The 17427-nt window shown below is 34.3% G+C and carries 18 protein-coding genes; 17 read left to right on the top strand and 1 reads right to left on the bottom strand.

Annotated elements, in window-relative coordinates; all coding sequences use genetic code 11:
- Genes WC707_06910 through WC707_06895 form a run of 4 tightly spaced genes read left to right on the top strand, consistent with a single transcriptional unit; the run spans window position 1 to window position 7975 of the window.
- Window positions 1-1698: a hypothetical protein gene (locus WC707_06910; GenBank protein ID MFA6066884.1), complete on the top strand. Its 1698-nt coding sequence runs from the start codon at window positions 1-3 to the stop codon at window positions 1696-1698.
- A 2-nt stretch (window positions 1699-1700) separates the two neighbouring features.
- Window positions 1701-1997, top strand: a complete 297-nt coding sequence (locus WC707_06905; GenBank protein MFA6066883.1) for a DUF6527 family protein — start codon at window positions 1701-1703, stop codon at window positions 1995-1997.
- A 10-nt stretch (window positions 1998-2007) separates the two neighbouring features.
- Window positions 2008-6084, top strand: a complete 4077-nt coding sequence (locus WC707_06900; GenBank protein ID MFA6066882.1) for a strawberry notch family protein — start codon at window positions 2008-2010, stop codon at window positions 6082-6084.
- 10 nt (window positions 6085-6094) lie between these two features.
- On the top strand, window positions 6095-7975 hold the full coding sequence (locus tag WC707_06895) for an AAA family ATPase (GenBank protein ID MFA6066881.1): 1881 nt from the start codon (window positions 6095-6097) through the stop codon (window positions 7973-7975).
- 426 nt (window positions 7976-8401) lie between these two features.
- Here WC707_06895 and WC707_06890 read toward each other — a convergent pair whose 3' ends face one another.
- On the bottom strand, window positions 8402-8728 hold the full coding sequence (locus WC707_06890; protein MFA6066880.1) for a hypothetical protein: 327 nt from the start codon (window positions 8726-8728) through the stop codon (window positions 8402-8404).
- 340 nt (window positions 8729-9068) lie between these two features.
- Between WC707_06890 and WC707_06885 the strand changes: the two genes are divergently transcribed.
- From WC707_06885 to WC707_06825, 13 genes are all read left to right on the top strand, one after another.
- Window positions 9069-9359 carry a hypothetical protein gene (locus WC707_06885; GenBank protein MFA6066879.1) on the top strand — a complete coding sequence of 97 codons (291 nt, stop codon included), beginning with the start codon at window positions 9069-9071 and terminating at the stop codon, window positions 9357-9359.
- Entirely contained in the window at window positions 9335-9880 is a 546-nt protein-coding gene (locus WC707_06880) for a hypothetical protein (GenBank protein MFA6066878.1), read from the top strand. Before WC707_06885 ends, WC707_06880 begins: the two co-directional genes overlap by 25 nt.
- Before the next feature lie 4 nt (window positions 9881-9884).
- Entirely contained in the window at window positions 9885-10301 is a 417-nt protein-coding gene (locus WC707_06875; GenBank protein ID MFA6066877.1) for a hypothetical protein, read from the top strand.
- Window positions 10298-10690 (top strand): hypothetical protein, encoded by a 393-nt coding sequence (locus WC707_06870; GenBank protein MFA6066876.1) that lies wholly within the window; start codon window positions 10298-10300, stop codon window positions 10688-10690. The genes WC707_06875 and WC707_06870 overlap by 4 nt, the downstream gene beginning before the upstream one ends.
- Entirely contained in the window at window positions 10690-10959 is a 270-nt protein-coding gene (locus WC707_06865) for a hypothetical protein (GenBank protein ID MFA6066875.1), read from the top strand. Before WC707_06870 ends, WC707_06865 begins: the two co-directional genes overlap by 1 nt.
- 4 nt (window positions 10960-10963) lie before the next feature.
- Window positions 10964-11326 (top strand): hypothetical protein, encoded by a 363-nt coding sequence (locus WC707_06860; protein ID MFA6066874.1) that lies wholly within the window; start codon window positions 10964-10966, stop codon window positions 11324-11326.
- Window positions 11327-11330: 4 nt separating this feature from the next.
- Window positions 11331-11513 (top strand): hypothetical protein, encoded by a 183-nt coding sequence (locus tag WC707_06855; GenBank protein ID MFA6066873.1) that lies wholly within the window; start codon window positions 11331-11333, stop codon window positions 11511-11513.
- Window positions 11510-13054 carry a patatin-like phospholipase family protein gene (locus WC707_06850; protein ID MFA6066872.1) on the top strand — a complete coding sequence of 515 codons (1545 nt, stop codon included), beginning with the start codon at window positions 11510-11512 and terminating at the stop codon, window positions 13052-13054. Before WC707_06855 ends, WC707_06850 begins: the two co-directional genes overlap by 4 nt.
- Before the next feature lie 228 nt (window positions 13055-13282).
- Entirely contained in the window at window positions 13283-14290 is a 1008-nt protein-coding gene (locus WC707_06845; GenBank protein MFA6066871.1) for an IS1595 family transposase, read from the top strand.
- Between the two features lie 834 nt (window positions 14291-15124).
- Window positions 15125-15466 (top strand): hypothetical protein, encoded by a 342-nt coding sequence (locus WC707_06840; protein MFA6066870.1) that lies wholly within the window; start codon window positions 15125-15127, stop codon window positions 15464-15466.
- Between the two features lie 117 nt (window positions 15467-15583).
- Entirely contained in the window at window positions 15584-16093 is a 510-nt protein-coding gene (locus tag WC707_06835; protein MFA6066869.1) for a hypothetical protein, read from the top strand.
- Window positions 16090-16491, top strand: coding sequence for a hypothetical protein (locus tag WC707_06830; GenBank protein ID MFA6066868.1), 402 nt, complete (start codon window positions 16090-16092; stop codon window positions 16489-16491). Before WC707_06835 ends, WC707_06830 begins: the two co-directional genes overlap by 4 nt.
- A gap of 143 nt (window positions 16492-16634) precedes the next feature.
- Window positions 16635-17427: hypothetical protein (locus WC707_06825; protein ID MFA6066867.1), on the top strand; the 793-nt coding region annotated here is incomplete at its 3' end.

The raw sequence follows: 17427 nt of genomic DNA, 5'->3' as shown, positions 1-17427 counted from the left end.
ATGGAAGAAAATAAAATATCCGAAAATGAAATATCGTTTGTTAATAAAATGCTTGTTGAATTAACGGCCAATATTAAATATCATAAAATTGGCATTGAAAAAATTGCAACCGGCTTCCAAATCTTCAACAAAAACAAAATAAAAGAACTCACAGAGCTTGCAATAGTTTTGCGAGCTCGTCAAATTGCAAACGAAACAATAAGCAATTTTGAAAAATATAAAAAAATTGTTGCACTTTACAATAAACAAGCAAACCTGAGCCAGCGCACAAGTACAAGTATGCTGCTGCAGCAGTATAGCACTCCAGCACCTATCAGTTACATTGCTAGTTTGTATGTTTATGGTTTTGGTATTAATGATGTTGGAAGTATGTTTTTTGAGCCATCAGCCGGAAACGGTTTGCTTACTATTGCTTTGCCAATGCAGCAAACAATTGTAAACGAACTGGACGAAATCCGTTTGGCAAATCTTCAATACCAAAGTTATTTAAAAGTTACCAATCAGGATGCAACAATACCATTTACCGAATATTACAAAAAGTTTTCCGGCGTTGTTACAAATCCTCCATTTGGCACTTTGCTCGAGGCACACGACTACGATGGTTACAAAATTATTACCATGGATCACCTTATGTCACTTCGCGCTTTAGATTGCATGCAGGATAACGGCAGGGCGGCCATAATAATTGGCGGCCATACTACTTGGGACGATAAAGGCCGTACACAGCAAGGAAAAAATAGTTTATTCCTTAACTATCTTTATTCTCACTACAACGTAGATGATATTATTCTTATTGACGGACACAAACTATACAGCCGCCAAGGCACTGCATTTGACACCCGGCTTATTCTCATCGATGGCCGCAAAACAAAAACCGAAGGTTTTGCTCCTCTTAAAAATTCACTTATAAGTGAAGTAATGATCGATTTTACCGATTTATGGAACCGAGTATTTGATAAAGTTGATAATCTTGATAAAATCAAGGAAAACTTAAAACTTAAAATGAAACTCAAAGCAGCAACTCTAGAGTTGGGCGGTATTGTAAACGAAATTGATGATGAAAATATTGAAAAAATATTAAAAAGGATTGGCAAAACTGTTATCGATTATGGTGGAGTTGAAATCCCAATATTATCAGAAAGAGAATATCATGACAAGAAAAATTTAAATATATGGATTGGAAAATATGATTCACAAATGGGCAGAAAGCTTGTTGTTTTTAATAAGAGTTATGGTGATAAAAAAGAAGATGCAATTGATGAAATAAAAGAAAAAATAAAAGAAGTGTATGAAAATTTTATGCAACAAATTGAAACAAAAACCGAAGTAAATAAATTAATAGATCAGGGGGCAAAATATTTTTCAAATTACGATGTTAAACAATTATTAAAAGAAACACTTCCTGGATTTATTGGGAAAGAAACAAACGCTCAATCAGGAAGCGACTATTTGAATTTTTACGGACATAAATTAAGATTTTCAGATCACGCACGACCTTATAATTCAAAATGGAATTTTATTCATGGAGAAAATCATATTGATGCGATTAATGGATTATTAACTAAAAATGAAATTATAGGATGGATTGTTAATTTAACAGATAATACAATAGGTGATATTGATAAGGAAAAAATAAATAAATATTTTGATAAAATGCCTATACCACAAAAAGTAATAATAGAATATCCAAATTTATAATCATGGCAAAATTAAATAAAACAGAAATAGACGATACTCATTACGCATTTTTATTTGAATGTCCAGGATGCGAACATGCACATGTGGTTTATGTAAAAGAAAGTGCTCAAAAAATTGCATGGGATTTTAACGGAGATATTGATAAACCAACATTTTCACCATCCATATTAAATAAGTGGACGGAAGGCGAAGCTCATAAAGTATGTCATTGTTATATAGAAGATGGTAAAATACAATTTTTAGGCGATTGCACACATGAATTAAAAAATCAAACCGTAGAACTTCCTGAAATTGAATAAAAGAAATAATATGAAAAAAAAACTGGATCAGTATGTTAAAATTGTAAGCCACAATACCAAATGTTGGTTATACGTTGCTATTGACAGAAAAACAAATATGCCTATTCGCACCGAAAGCGGTTTGCAAATTGGTACTGATTTAAAAACTTTTAAAGCAATTCCGTTTCATCCATCCGATGTAATCGCATTTTACGAGGGTTCGCTAGATGATGTAACAGGTTTAGGAATGCCATACATACCTACAGCCGATGTTTGTACGGTACTCGATACCATTGTACCCGACAGCATGGGTTACGAAACTCATATTGCGGTCAGGATCGTACAGGAAATTGTAGGCAAACATTTGAATGAATGGGTTGCTGAAAAATTACATTATACCGAATTAGAATTATGCAAATCCCTTTCGGCCGAACAGGTAGATGCAGTTGCTTTAGGTATTTACAATATCGAATACAAAAAGCAAGGAATGATTATAGGCGATCAAACCGGTATAGGAAAAGGCCGGGTAGCAGCCGCAATGATCCGCTACGGTTTTTATAACGGTTATAAACCTATTTTCCTTTCCGAAAAACCAAATTTGTTTACTGACATTTATCGCGATTTGGTTGATATTGGAAGCAAAACGCTTATTCCATTTATCATTAATGGCAAAGAAGCAAAAACCGATATCAAAGATGAAGATGGTAACGTAGTTCACCAGGCACTACCAAAAACCGAACAGGATAAAATTTTCAAAAGCAAAAAATTTCCTTCCGGATACGATTTTGCTTGCGGTACCTATACTCAATTTAACTCACCAACGGAAAAATTTGTAAAACCCGATTTTCTTAATGCAATAGCAAAAGATAATTTACTAATCATGGACGAAGCGCATAACGCAAGTGGCTCATCCAACACAGGCGAATTTTTGCAATCTGTTCTGGTGGATTGCAAAGGCGTAATTTTTCTTTCGGCAACATTTGCCAAGCGGCCCGACAATATGCCGGTGTATGCACTTAAAACAAGCATCAGCGAAGCCAATATGACAAACGATGAACTTGTAGAAGCAATAATAAAAGGAGGCGTTGCATTGCAAGAAGTTTTGGCTGCTCAACTTGTAAGTGAGGGGCAAATGTTAAGGCGCGAACGTAGTTTCGAGGGCGTTGAAGTCAATTATATTACGCTCACCGAAAAGGAAACAGAACATAAAGCCGTTTTCGATACCATAACCGAAATATTACGTGATATTATCAATTTTCAAACCGAATACGTTACAAAAAACGTAGAAAATATGGATAAAATCGCGGCAGCCGAAGGTAAAAAGATTGAGGAGCGCAAAGGAACTAGCAAAGCAGGTGTTGACAATACTCCCTATTTCAGTAAGGTTTTTATGGTAGTTAATCAAATACTATTTTCGCTTAAAGCTCGTAGCGTTGCAGAATTAGCCATACAACGATTGAGCGAGGGTAAAAAACCTATTATTGCATTTTCGTCAACAATGGAAAGTTTTTTTGATGATATGCAAAACGAAGCCGGGCAGCAAGTAACACCGGGTGACACTGTAAACCTTGATTTTAAAGGTGTATTGCAAAAAGGTTTAAAAGGTGTTATGAAATATACTGAAATCGATCTAATGGGTAACCGGGTGCAAAAGTATTTCGAATTATCGGAATTAGCGCCGGAAGCTCAGGAAATGTACCATAGCATTGTAAAAAAAATAAATACAGTAAGTACCGGTATTTCGGTTAGTCCTATTGATGTCATTAAGGACATCATCCGCAAAGCTGGTTATACTTGTGATGAAGTTACCGGCCGAAAAAACGAAATTCAGATTATTGAAAATAGTAACAACGGTGTTTTAATGAGCCGTAAAAAGTTATTGGCCAATGATGCTTTTCGCATGTACAATAATAACGAGCTTGATGTTTTAATGATAAATCAGTCGGGCAGTACTGGTGCATCAGCACACGCTATTGTTACTCCCAAAGTAAAACGTGAAGATGTAAAACAGCGTGTGATGATTATTTTGCAGCCTGAGTTAGATATAAATCGGGAAGTGCAAAAACGAGGGCGTATCAATCGCACAGGGCAAATAATGAAACCTATTTACGATTATGTTTCTTCCTGCATACCGGCCGAAAACAGGTTAATGATGATGCTTCGTAAAAAATTAAAATCGCTCGATGCAAACACAACCAGCTCCAGCAAAACAAGCGACAATATTTTAAACGTAGATGACTTTCTGAACAAATACGGCGATAAAATTGTGTTGGAATATCTTAAGGAATATCCCGAATTTAATAAAGCAATTGATGATCCGTTAAGCATTGGTAACGAAGAAAAAGAAACGGCCAGCGAAAATGCAGCTTCCAAAGTTTCGGGGCGTGTAGCCGTTTTAAGTACTGAGCAACAGGAAAAATTTTATAATGATATTCTCGAGCGTTACAACGATTATGTAAGTTATCTGAAGCAATCCGACCAGTACGATTTGGAAGTGCAGGAATTAAACCTACAAGCCGAAACAATCGATACACAAACATTGATCGAGGGCAAAGCCGGTAAAAGCGTTTTCAGCGAAAATACTTTATTGGAAAAATGCCAGGTTAACGTACTAAAAAAACCATTTACTACGGAAGAAATTCGTAATATTTTAAATGAAAATTTACAAAATCGTGATGGCAAAGAAATTCAATCCGAAACAATTAATCAGGCAAAAACATTTTATGCAAATAAACTTGCTATTGACATTGAAAAATTGCAAAAAAAATATGATAAACTTATTGAGGATATTCCAAACGAAAAAGGATATGCAAAAACCGATCAGCCTGAATTATATTTGCGCGAACGAACACAAATATTAAATGATGCGCGTACAGATGCAATCCACAAAGAAAACGAAGTTTCGGAAAACAAATTTTACAACATTCACAATATCCTTAATTTTTATTATCCGGGCAAAGCGTTGAACATTCCTACAATCATGCAAAACATGACGGTTAAAGGTATTTGCATGGGTTATAACATTGACAAGAAAAAAGACAATCCTTTTGCGCCATCAGCAATAAAAATAAAAATTGCCATTGCTTCAACCGATAAATATATTGACTTAACCCTCTCAGGCGATCCCGGTAAAAAGCTAATGGAAATAATGGGTTACTCAAATGCAATTACTCGCAGCGAGCAAGACGATGTTATTAATAATTGGGAATATTACACAAAAAACAGCAGTGGAAGCCGCCGACAGGCCTATATTATTACAGGCAATATTTTACAGGCGTTTGCATCATATACCGGAAAACTTATTAGCTATACCACAATGGACGGTAGCATAAAAAAAGGTATTCTACTGCCCGAAAATTACGATCCTGCAAAGCAGGGCCGTAAACTGATATCGGTGCCTATAATTAAAGCACTTAATTATATCAAACAAATGAACCAGGGCATTTTTATTTATTCCACCGATGATAAAATTTCAATTGAAAAATTTAGAGATTCCGGCGAAAATAATTACAGAATGTTTGTCCCTGCAAACAAAGCATATCAAGATGTTTTTAAAGATGATAAAATCATAAAAATTTGCAATAATCCTCGTGATGGCTTTGAAAAACGAGGCAATCAGATGATAGCATATTTCGAAAACGAAAAAATATCAAAGCTCGTTGATCATCTACAAGAAAAACATAAACTATCCGTTAGCATGAGCCCATCCGTTTACGACCAATTTATTGATAAAAAAACCGTAAACAAAACGCAAAATCAAAAACTGATTGATTCGGCCGAAGCACAATATAAAATTGATAAATCAAATTTTGAAGATAGGAAAAACATTGCAGTACCGGTTGAAAAAGTTAAAGCAGCTACAACCACAAACATAGCATTGCTAAAGCTAAAACTTAAAATGAAAGCAAAGGTTTTGGAGTTAATGGATATGTCCGAAGCATTAACAGGTGCCGGCAAATGCGCACAAACCGGTTGTGTTGTATATCGTAAAGGATTTTGGCGTGTAAAATCAAACATTACCGGAAAACTTTGGAATGCAAAATACAAAACACCGGAATTAGCAAAAGCTGCAATAGCAGCTTATCACGTAAAAAAGAAAAACAAATAAAAACAACACTATGATAACAAAAACAAACTATTACAGCGAAATTGAAAAAATTGGTTTAACAAACCTACCAAAACCATTGCAGGAAATGCACGACCTTATTAACCAGCTTACCGACAATGGTAGCGATTGGAGTAATTACGATAACGATCCCGAAACTCAGGAATATGCCAAAGTGCAATTTACCAAGGTACAAGAATTTTTGGACAAAAAAAGTCCAAAAACCAAACCTGATATCATCCCCGAACCAAAAAAAGAAGTTGTGCAACATCCTGCTGCACAAAAACCCGCAAAAAAAGAAAAATATCCAAAAAAAATGTATAATTTGATTTATAAAAAACAAATATATGAAATTGAAGCTGACACAAAGGATGAAGCTTTAAAAAGTGCAATAGAATCATTAAAACCAAATAATCCAAATGAAATTGAAATTAAAAATATGTTTATAAGAAAAAATAAAAATGATGTTCCTAAAATAAAATATTCAAAAAACAATAAATCCATAAAAATGGTTGAATTAGTATCTACAGAAGTAAAATTTATTAAACGCTTTGTTGCTATGCATAACAAAGTAAAAACGCAAGCCGAAATACTAAATTTTATTAATACTCTGCAAAAAGCAATACTCGAAAAACGCATCCGCAAAACTTCGCCCTATGCAACCGAAATTAAATTAATTCAGGACCGTTTGATCGAGGCCTACGATAAAATGGGCAATACAATCGAAATAGCAATTGCACCTGATCGCTTAAGTACATTTATGGATTACGCCAATAGCGAAAAAGTGATGTTAAGCATTGTTTACATTAAGCAATTCATAGGGCTGCACGGCAAAGAGGGAATAAAAGAAAAAGCAAAAAACCTTTTAACCAGGATTAATAAAGCCATTGCATCCAAAAAAATTCACGATCAGGATCCATACGCCGAAATGCTTAAGGATGTTCTTATACATTTGAACGAAGTAAGCACAGGAAAAGCAAAACGCTTGAGCGTGGAGCCAGCCGAACTTAACGGAATGAAAGCAGCTTGTAATTGCAAAAAACTAGACGGAATATTTCAATCAAAACAGCATAAAGAATATTACGAAAATAGATATAAAAAAGAAATGCTTAATAATGCTACCTTCATTGATAAAAGAGAACGTGCAAAGTTTTTAAAATGGGTAAAAGTTGAACAAAAAAAGGAAGCTAATGAATTAGGTAGTTTAATTCCCGGTTTAATGAGTAATATGATAGCCAATGCACTTTATGATCAAATACCTGGAGTTAAAAAACCAACCGGTACAATTGTTCCATCAATTATTGATAACGAAAAAATTAACTCCATGGATTTACAAAACATGAAGTTCGAAACCATTGGTTTAAAAGGAAAATACGGTGAGCTTATTGGCGATCCGGTTGAACCTTGGGCTATGATGGTTTATGGTGGTCCCGGCAGTGGAAAAAGCACATTTGCAATTGATTTTGCACGTACATTAGCCGTTGACCATAATAAAAAGATTGCATTTGTTCCAAAAGAGGAAGGCGTACGATCAACCGTTAAGGATAAGTTTACCAGGTTAAACGCTTTTCATTCAAATATAGATTTATTCCCGAATAAACTTCCTAAAAATTTGGATGATTATAAATATTTGTTTATTGATAGCGTAAATGAAATGGGCTTAGACGTTGATGCACTCAGCAATTTAATGGCAAAGCATCCCAAAGTTTCGTTTGTTTTTGTTTTTAAAGGAACAAAAACAGGCGGCTTCCGGGGAAGCGAAGAATTTGAAAACTTAGTTGATGTTTCAATCAGTGTTGACAACGGAACTGCTGCAGTACAAAAAAGCCGTTTCGGAGGAAAAGGTAATATGACAGTTTATGCTACCGAGGTAGCCAGCGAACAGCAAGCATAAGGTTAAAAAGGTTCATGCTGCACCTTTTTTCGCCTGCATTTATGCAGGCGTTTTTTTTTTGTGCATAAAAAAAAAACGCCTACCGTAAACGATAGGCGTTTTTAACACAAAGAAAAATAATCATCATACTAACCTCGCTGCAAATATAATAAAAAAACCTACGATTTACACCGTAGGTTTCTCTTTTTTAACAATAAATAATCATTATACATGAATATGAAAAGAACGTGAGCAAAGATATATAATTTATTTAATAAGCAAACATTATTAAAAATAAAAGGCTTCCCGGGAGAAAAGCCTTTTACCAAATCAAAATAATAATTATGAAAATATGAAAATATAAACAGTGCAAATATAATCATTTTTTAATAAAAAAGCCTTTTACTTAAAAAATAAAAGGCTTTTGCTGCAAGTAAATATTTTCGGTTAATCTTTTAGTTTGATGGCATCGGCTTTATCCATGTTTTCGTCTGTAAAAATAATTCCATCAGCACTGGAGTAATCTTTTTTCATTTTCTTGATCATAGTTTCTACCATCGGGCCGGGTTTTACCGAATTTGTAATACCGGGAGCTTTAACACTTCCAATATAATCGTAGTTTCCTGCCGGTTTGCTCTTGTAAAAAATGCAAACGCCCTGCATCTGCTCAACGATTGCAGTGTTTTTGTTCAAACTTTGATAGGTAAAGGCCGAAGCCATCATAAAAATTGCTAAAATTGCTATCGAAATAGCTGTTTTCTTTAAAGTTTTCATAATTTTTTTTGTATTTATTGATTTATATTGGCAAATGTATAACAAAAAAACTGCCAAAATCTAAAAATTAGACAAATTTAGAAAAAATTAGATAATTTTAGTAATTAATTTTACTAGATTAGACAATTTTAGTATTATTTTATTACTTTTTAGTAATAAATTAGTATTAATTAGTATTATTTTATTACTTTTTAGATAAAATTATAAAAAATTATACATTTTTTCATAAAATTTTCTTAAAAACCTAAATGTTAATATCATGTTAATAAAAAATAAATTATTTTTGTCGGGTTAATTATTTTGAATGTATTTTTGTTGCGAAAATATAAACGGATTTAAAATGTTAAACCAAACAAACAATCCTGACTTTCCTATAATTAATATGAATCGCAACATAATGCACGATTCTGTATTTACAAAATCAACTAAGCAAATGATTGCTGCATATAATGTTGTTAAAGAACATGGCAATAGAATAAATATCACAAATAAAAATGATGCTTACCAAAGCGAATTATTTGTTATGCGCAATCTTAAACATGTATATAAAGAAAACTTTGAAGATATTGCAATATACCATATTACTCACTTGAACCAATCAAAATTATGGAACCAACAGCTATTGAATTAAAAGCACGAGCGATAAGAGCTAAAAAGTATGATGAAGAAAAAAAGTATAAAAATTTAGTTAATACAAAATTCGAAAGCCTTGTGCTAAAATTCTTTATTTCCTTTACAAATAAATATGTTTACGCACGCGATTTATTGAGAAAATCACATATTGTATTTAAAATTTTTCCAATAGCCGTTAACAATTGCCTCCCAGTTACATCAGTTACTAAGCTAAAGGACCTTGACAACTTGCAAACCGAAAAATGTTATCTTGAATTAACTAAAGTATTCCACAACAATATAGGATTGGAAAGAACCGAAACAATGCTAATAGGATTATTCCAAAATCGCATGTTCGAAGTATTGCCAAGCGATTATAAAAGCAAACAATCAATGTTGTACAAAGCGCTTCCCGATATTGTTGACGAATTGGATTTAGAAACTGAGCCAAAACTCGAAGACTACTACGCTAATTGGGGCAAAGAAATTAAAACCCTCAATGAATTTATTTTGTACGTTGATAAGTTTTTATTTAATTAATGTTATGAATTATTTCGAAAACTGCACAACCTTAGACGAAGCCAAAACTCGCCGTAACGAGCTGGCTAAACTGCATCATCCCGACCATGGGGGAGACAATAAAGTTATGCAGGAAATAATGCAACAATACTTTGCTTTTTTTGCAAACTTTGGCAAGCAAAACAATACCGATCCAATAGAAATTAAAATAGATATGGACGAAGCTCTCAGTTTCTTCGAAAATGCTTTTGGCGAAAAATTTGCAAAAACAGCCGTTGGAATTATCATCGAAAATCCCGAACTGGTTGATAGTGTTTCAAAGGGTGTAAAAGTATTGCTAGCAAAATACACCAAGCCGGCTACAGCCAAAACAATAGGAGTTATAGCAAATGTAGGAATGAGAATTTTTAATGATATACATAAAAACAAACAAAACAAATGAATCAAACAACCTTAACATCCTTAATTTTTGTATCAATAGCATTATGCTTGCTTATCTTTTTTATTATAAAGGAAACGCGAAGCCGCCGCAAGGTTAAAAAATATTTAGAACACTATAAAGGCGAAGCCGGAATAGCTACCAAAAAAGAAGAAATGGAAATAAAAAAAGTCATCAAAAAAAAGGAATTTGATTTTGTAATGAATTACCGTAAGCCCCAACTTTGCGGAGCTATACACAACTTTAAATATGTTTATCATAACGCAAAAGCAAAATATAATAAACATGTAAATAAATATGTAACAGTCAATTCCAATTTAATTATCCGCATCGTTAAACGATTAGGCGGACAAACATACTGTTGCATGGTTGTTAAAAAAGGAAAATGCTAATGGAACTGGTAAACATAAAAACTTGCTATCATGCAACCGTTGACGGAAAAAAGGATGATTATTTAATAACCGGACTGCAACAAATACATGCAGATGTTATAACTGAAGCATTGCAAAATTATATTGAAAAAAAGCACAATCTAATGAAGAATCTTCGAACCAAAAAAAAAATAAGCAAAGCCGATCAGGAGCAAATCAATACACTTATAAATCAATACACCAGCGCACAAGTAATAATAAAATCTATTCAGGATTCAACACAAATATAAACCCATGACCGAAGCAAACACCATTAGTAAAAAATATGAAATATCATTCGAGCGCAAACATCTCGAAACTGCAATGATTGTTGATGTACTCAATCGCCTACAAAAAAATTGTGATATTCTTTTGCGCATGTTTAGCCCATCAAACCTACGCTTGTACGATTACAAACTCCCCATGACTGGCGAAGAAATTGCAATACTCCAAACCGCCATAAAACACACAAAATACATAAACCAATTGCAAGCTCGGGGAGTGATTAAACTCGAAAACACAACGCCAATTGACAAGCAAATTCTAAATGAATTTTATGGACTTAATGATGAAAAAATTAATAAAGTTTTACAAAAATTACAAGTAATAAATAACTAAACCTATGGATCAACTCACATTAATACAACGCCAAGCCGAAGCCATGCGCACCATGCTAACAACTATGCAAACGCTGTTAGCAACTACCGAAAACATTAGCGACACAGCCAAGGCCGATATAAACGCCAACATAAACGAAACAAAAAAACTAAACGAAGTATTATCAAATAAACTTATTAATTTATGAAAACAGCATTAGTAGTATCAGGTGGCGGCGCAAAGGGCGCGTTTGGCGGCGGAGTTATTAACTATTTATACGACCGGCAGCATCGTTGGGATATGCTTTTTGGCACAAGCACAGGCAGTTTGCTAATGACACTCGCCAGCCTTGGTAACATGGAACTGATGAAAGAAGCCTATACCAGCGTTAATCAAAAAAGCATATTCTCGGTTAATCCATTCAATAGCGATGGAAGTATTAATATTCCTAATGCCATTTGGCGATTACTCAGGGGAAAAACAAGCCTTGGCGAAAATGCAAACCTCGAAAAATTAATCCGTAAATATTTTACGGAAGAAAACTATAACGAAACATTTGAAGCAAAAATACCACTATTTGCTTGTGTAACCAATTACACAACCGGCGATTTTCAATTTGGGATCTCCTTTAAAAACGTAGGTGGTGGCTTCTATGATTTTATGGATTACGATAAATTCATTAAATACATTATAGCATCTACAAGCGTACCGTTAATTACGGACCTTGTAACAATTAATGACTGTCAATACCTCGATGGTGGAGTTATGCAGCACATACCACTCCAAAAAGCCATTGACGAAGGAGCAACGCATATCGATTGCATAATACTACGTAAAGAAGTCCCGGTAAGGGAATACTGGATGGCCAAAAACATGTTTAAAGTGCTAATGCGCACAACGGATTTGATGCAAACCGAAATTAGTCAATCCAACGTAATTGTAGGAAAGCTCGAAGCGCAGGAACACGATGTAACAATATCGTTTTATTACACTCCTCGAGTTCTTACCGACAATTCCATGATGTTCGATAAACAACAAATGCTGGATTGGTGGTTCGAAGGATATACCTATGCAAAAAACCTATACGAGTTAGTGCCTGCAAAGCTGCAAGGCGGTGGAATAATAGCGAAACAAGTAATTACCATAAAAGCAAATAATAAGGAATCGGTTGAAAATACAAAAACAACCGATAATTCAACCCTGCAAGCCAACGCTATTATTTTATTTTCACAAGAACAAGGAAGTGTAGACGCATCCAGTGTGCAGGGTGCTCCCAAAACGCAAGGCAAAGCATCTGAGCCACAATTTGCAGAAAAAGGTATTGGGGCGCGGAAAAATGAAAATTCCGCGCTTAAAACAAGTTTAACGAAGCGCATAGAAATTATGGCTTTGATGGCTTGGAACTTCGCGTATTCGGTGCTTTGGAACGGAAAAATAATCAGCCAAAACGACAAAAAAAATGCAATGGAGTTCATAACCCTGTTTTTTTCGCCGACAAAAGAGTTACCTAACCCGAATTTACAGGCCCGAATGAATATGTTTTGCGAACGGATTTTGATAAAACACTTCAATATGCGCAAAAATCCCTGGACATTTTTGCAAAATCCGGGAAAATGGTTCGATCCACGCTTCGAAAATGGTTTTGTTTTCACTAAAAAACTATACGAGTTAGTGCCTGCAAAGCTGCAAGGCGGTGGAATAATAGCGAAACAAGTAATTACCATAAAAGCAAATAATAAGGAAGTGTAGCGCACCTGGGGCAGGGTTGGTTTGGTTCCTGCCCCCGCTATACTATTTTTAAAATATAAACTAAAAAAAAATAGGCATGAGAATATGTATTAAAATTAATTGCGATACGATCGCTGATTTCTTTCAGCACCTTTCCGTTATTCAGAAAGAAATTAAAAAAGAAGCAAAAAAAATCGTACTTATCCCTATTATGGAACTAAATAAATTTACACAAAAATAAAATAAAAAATGACATCAGCATTTGAAATAGCAAACAAATATAACACAAAGAAAAAATGTGTTGAGTATCTTATAAAAACAAGATGGAGTAAAAGTAAAGCAATTTGTCCATTTTGTGGTTCTAAAAATACTGCAAATTTGGGAAGTGAATTAGGGCGTTTTCATTGTAACGCTTGTAAAACTCATTTTTCTGTTACCGTTGGTACAATTTTCCACGATACACGTTTGGAACTTCCAAAATGGTTTATGCTTATCAGTTTGATGGTAAACAGTAAACAGGGCAAAGCAAGTAAAGAACTCGAAAGGCAATTAGGCATAACTTATAAAACAGCTTGGTTGTCCGCTATGCGTGTACGTTGTGCTATGATTGAAAGCCAAAGGTCATTACAGGAAGTTGTCGAAATGGATGAAGCATACGTAGGCGGAAAGCCTAAAAAAAGATACCCTGCAAACCGACCTACGGTTGCAGCTTCAAATATTGACACAAACCCAATTAAACGAGGTAGGGGAACAAACAAAATACCAGTCATTGCCATTGTTGAAAGAAAAGGGCAAGTTGTGTTAAAAGTAGCAGAACGACTAACAAGCAAGGTTTTAATTAACATGCTACGTGAAAACGTAAAATTACAACCCAGCACAAAAGTAATGACCGATGATTACAGAGGTTATATGAAATTTGATGATATAGTTAAACATTATTCTGTAAATCACAGCAAAGGCGAATATGTGAGAGGTTCTGTTCATACAAATACTATTGAGGGCTTCTTTAGCATTTTAAAGCGAAGCATAAAGGGTAATTACATTGCTATCAGCAAAAAGTACTTACCAATGTATTTAGCACAGGCGCAGTTTACCTACAATCATAGGAATATGACAAAAAACCTGTTCGATTACTTTATGAAAAATGCACTTACACACGAAAAGTGCATGATGAATTATAAGCCACTTGAAGAACCTAAAAATATAGCTTACATTCCACGTAAGAAAAAAATATCAAAAATCAACCACTTGCGTTAAATGCGAGTTGCCTAAAAAATCACAAATCAAAAAATTAAAAACTAAAAAAAGAAGGAGTTAAAACTATGAAAAAAAATGAATCTAAAAAAAATCTTCGGACTTATCCCGATAATGGAACTATTAACTTTGAATATTATATAATGAGATTTATGGAAATATTGTTTTTTTTATTCAGTTTTTATTGGCTTTTCTATTTCGTTATCAACACTTCTTATTTTTCGCAACAGAACAAATCTCTTTTTCCGAGAATATTTAGTTTGGATATATATAAGGAATATCAAAAACAAAAAACTTGCAGTAAATAGCCATGAGTTATTTCTAAAATTTATAAATTTGAAATTTTTATTTTCGCCATAAAAAATAAGACAAAACATTAAAACTCCATAAAGTTGATGTGCTATAACAATCAAATAATAAACAAAGAAAGAGGTTAAATTGTTAAATTTGGGGGCAAACTTAATTTTCAACTCTTGTAATAGCATAATAATAATAAAATTCATATAAATAACAGGGAAGCAATAAGCAATACATAACAATAAAGCAGTAACAACATCTAAAGATAAAAACTCAACTCTATTAAATAAATAAAATCCTAAATAATATGAAGCAACTATTCCAAAAAAAGCAAGAAACAATATTGGTAAATCTCTAACTCTTATCTGCATAATGTATAAATTTAAAATTATTTACAAATATATAAAAAATTCCATAAAAGGGATAAGTACGAAAAAAATAAATGCAAATCCTAGCGATGAAGAATTTCATCCATCAACAAAATTTGATGATGCTAATTGTTATGGTGAACATACCACTAGAATTTATAGAGATTAAACTATGCAAGATCAAGTTTACCATAACACAACGCACCTAACAGGCGAAGCCCACGCCGAAGCAATCACCAAGGTTGCTAAACAAAACGTGCTTGTTTATCGTGCATTTGTGGAGCTTATATACCAGCGCAAAAAAACCGAATGCACACCGCCGCAAATCGAAGCATACTTAAAAGAAAAACAACTAATAAAACCAAACACCCCAATAACAAGCATACGCAGGGCGATTAGCGATTTAACCAGGGCAGGGAATTTGCAAAAAACAAACATAAAAGTAATTGAATCATTCGGAAAGCCAAACTACGCATGGACTTTAAAAAACAACCAGGTAAATTTAGTAATGTAAAAAATGATAACTCATGCAAATCGATAATTTTATAAAAAATGCTGCCAAGCGTACCAATACCTGAGCACGTACACGACCACGCCAAAGATTTAACAGAATACTCCAAAACATTGAAAAATGGAACTAAATAAAGCCAAACTAATAGCCGAAGAAATTAAAAAGCGCATTGCTCCCTATTGCAAGCGCATTGAAATTGCCGGTAGCGTACGCCGTCAAAAACCCGATGTGGGCGATATAGAAATTTGCGCCATTGCACCAAAGCGAACAATAGAGTTTTACGAAACATTACGAAAAATGGGTGCAATAAGAAAAGGTAAATTTTTTACTGCAAAATATTTGCAAATGGAAATTTGGGAAAGGCTTCTTTTCAATGATTCCAATTCAGACCAAATAATTAACCTTGATTTATTTTTTGCAGTGCCCGAAAATTGGGGTTACATTTTTGCCATCCGCACCGGTTCGGCTGACTTCTCTCATCATCAGCTAGCAAACCGATGGGTAAAATTGGGCTACAAAGGCAAAGACGGTTTTCTTACCCGAAACGGAGTAAACATACCGGTATTGGAAGAAACACACTTATTCAAATTACTCGACATTGATTTTATTGAACCGAAAGATAGAACATGAAAGCAGAATTAACAGACCATCAAAAAAGAAAACATGCGCAAGGTTTATGCACTCACAACGGTTGCACAACCGACCATGCACCAAACCGTTTATTATGCTACAAGCATCGATCACAAGCATTCAAAGAGAACAATTATTTAATGTATACATTTAATGCACTTCGCAACAATGCCAGGCGCAGGCGGAAAGAGTTTTTATTAACCATTCAGGAATTTGCCATTTTTTGTAATGATACAGCATATTTGGAACGCAAAGGGCAAAATCCATACTCAGCTACCATTGATAGGATAAAATCAGATCAAGGCTATTCCTATGACAATATACAAATCATGGATCACATAGACAATACCATGAAAAGCAATTCGGACATTTACGAAACCGTAGAAGAACCATTTTAATATATATGATATACCTTATACCACAGATCGACAAAAGCAGCAAACTTATTAACACCCATGTTGATAACTACAACAATAAGCTAAAGGAGGACTTCCCGAACACCTACCGGCGAAAAACCCTCAAAGCTTCGCATCGATCTACCATGATGCAAATACTTAAGGCTTATATGAAGCATCAGCAAACGCTAAGCAGGCTTGATATTAAGCCTGTAAAGCCTGTACCATTCAAGCTAAATAACAAAGCCATTGCTACCATGTGCAATTTTGAGCATAACCCGGCAAAAAGTAGTGCAACAAATACTACAGCATGGCGGCATGTACAACGATTGATAGAAGCGAAATTAATTAGTACCCAAAATTATAAAATTGTAAAAGGAAAAGTAATATTTAAAAAGGATAATTATAGCGGAACTAATGGAAGTTACGAGGTGGAGATTAACCCTAAAATTTTAGTGGCTGCACCGAACTACGAATACGCTCAGGCGTTGTTAAAAAGTAAGGGAATTGACACCGTTTCGGTAGAAAACCTTCATTTGGTAAACCCCTCATTCTCAGCGCACCCCCTTGGTTGTGTTTCCTTTTGCTATGATATAGCGACAAACCTTTCACAAGAACTAAATATTAATATAGATAAGGAATCGGTTGAAAATACAAAAACAACCGATAATTCAACCCTGCAAGCCAACGCTATTGTTTTATTTTCACAAGAACAAGGAAGTGTAGACGCATCCAGTGTGCAGGGTGCTCCCAAAACGCAAGGCAAAGCATCTGAGCCACAATTTTCAGAAAAAGGTATTGGGGCGCGGAAAAATGAAAATTCCGCGCTTAAAACAAGCCTAACGAAGCGCATAGAAATTATGGCTTTGATGGCTTGGAACTTCGCGTATTCGGTGCTTTGGAACGGAAAAATAATCAGCCAAAAGGACAAAAAAAATG

Source organism: Candidatus Babeliaceae bacterium (assembly GCA_041660765.1).
Lineage (GTDB): Bacteria > Babelota > Babeliae > Babelales > Babelaceae > JBAZVR01.
This window is presented reverse-complemented; position numbering and strand designations above follow the sequence as displayed.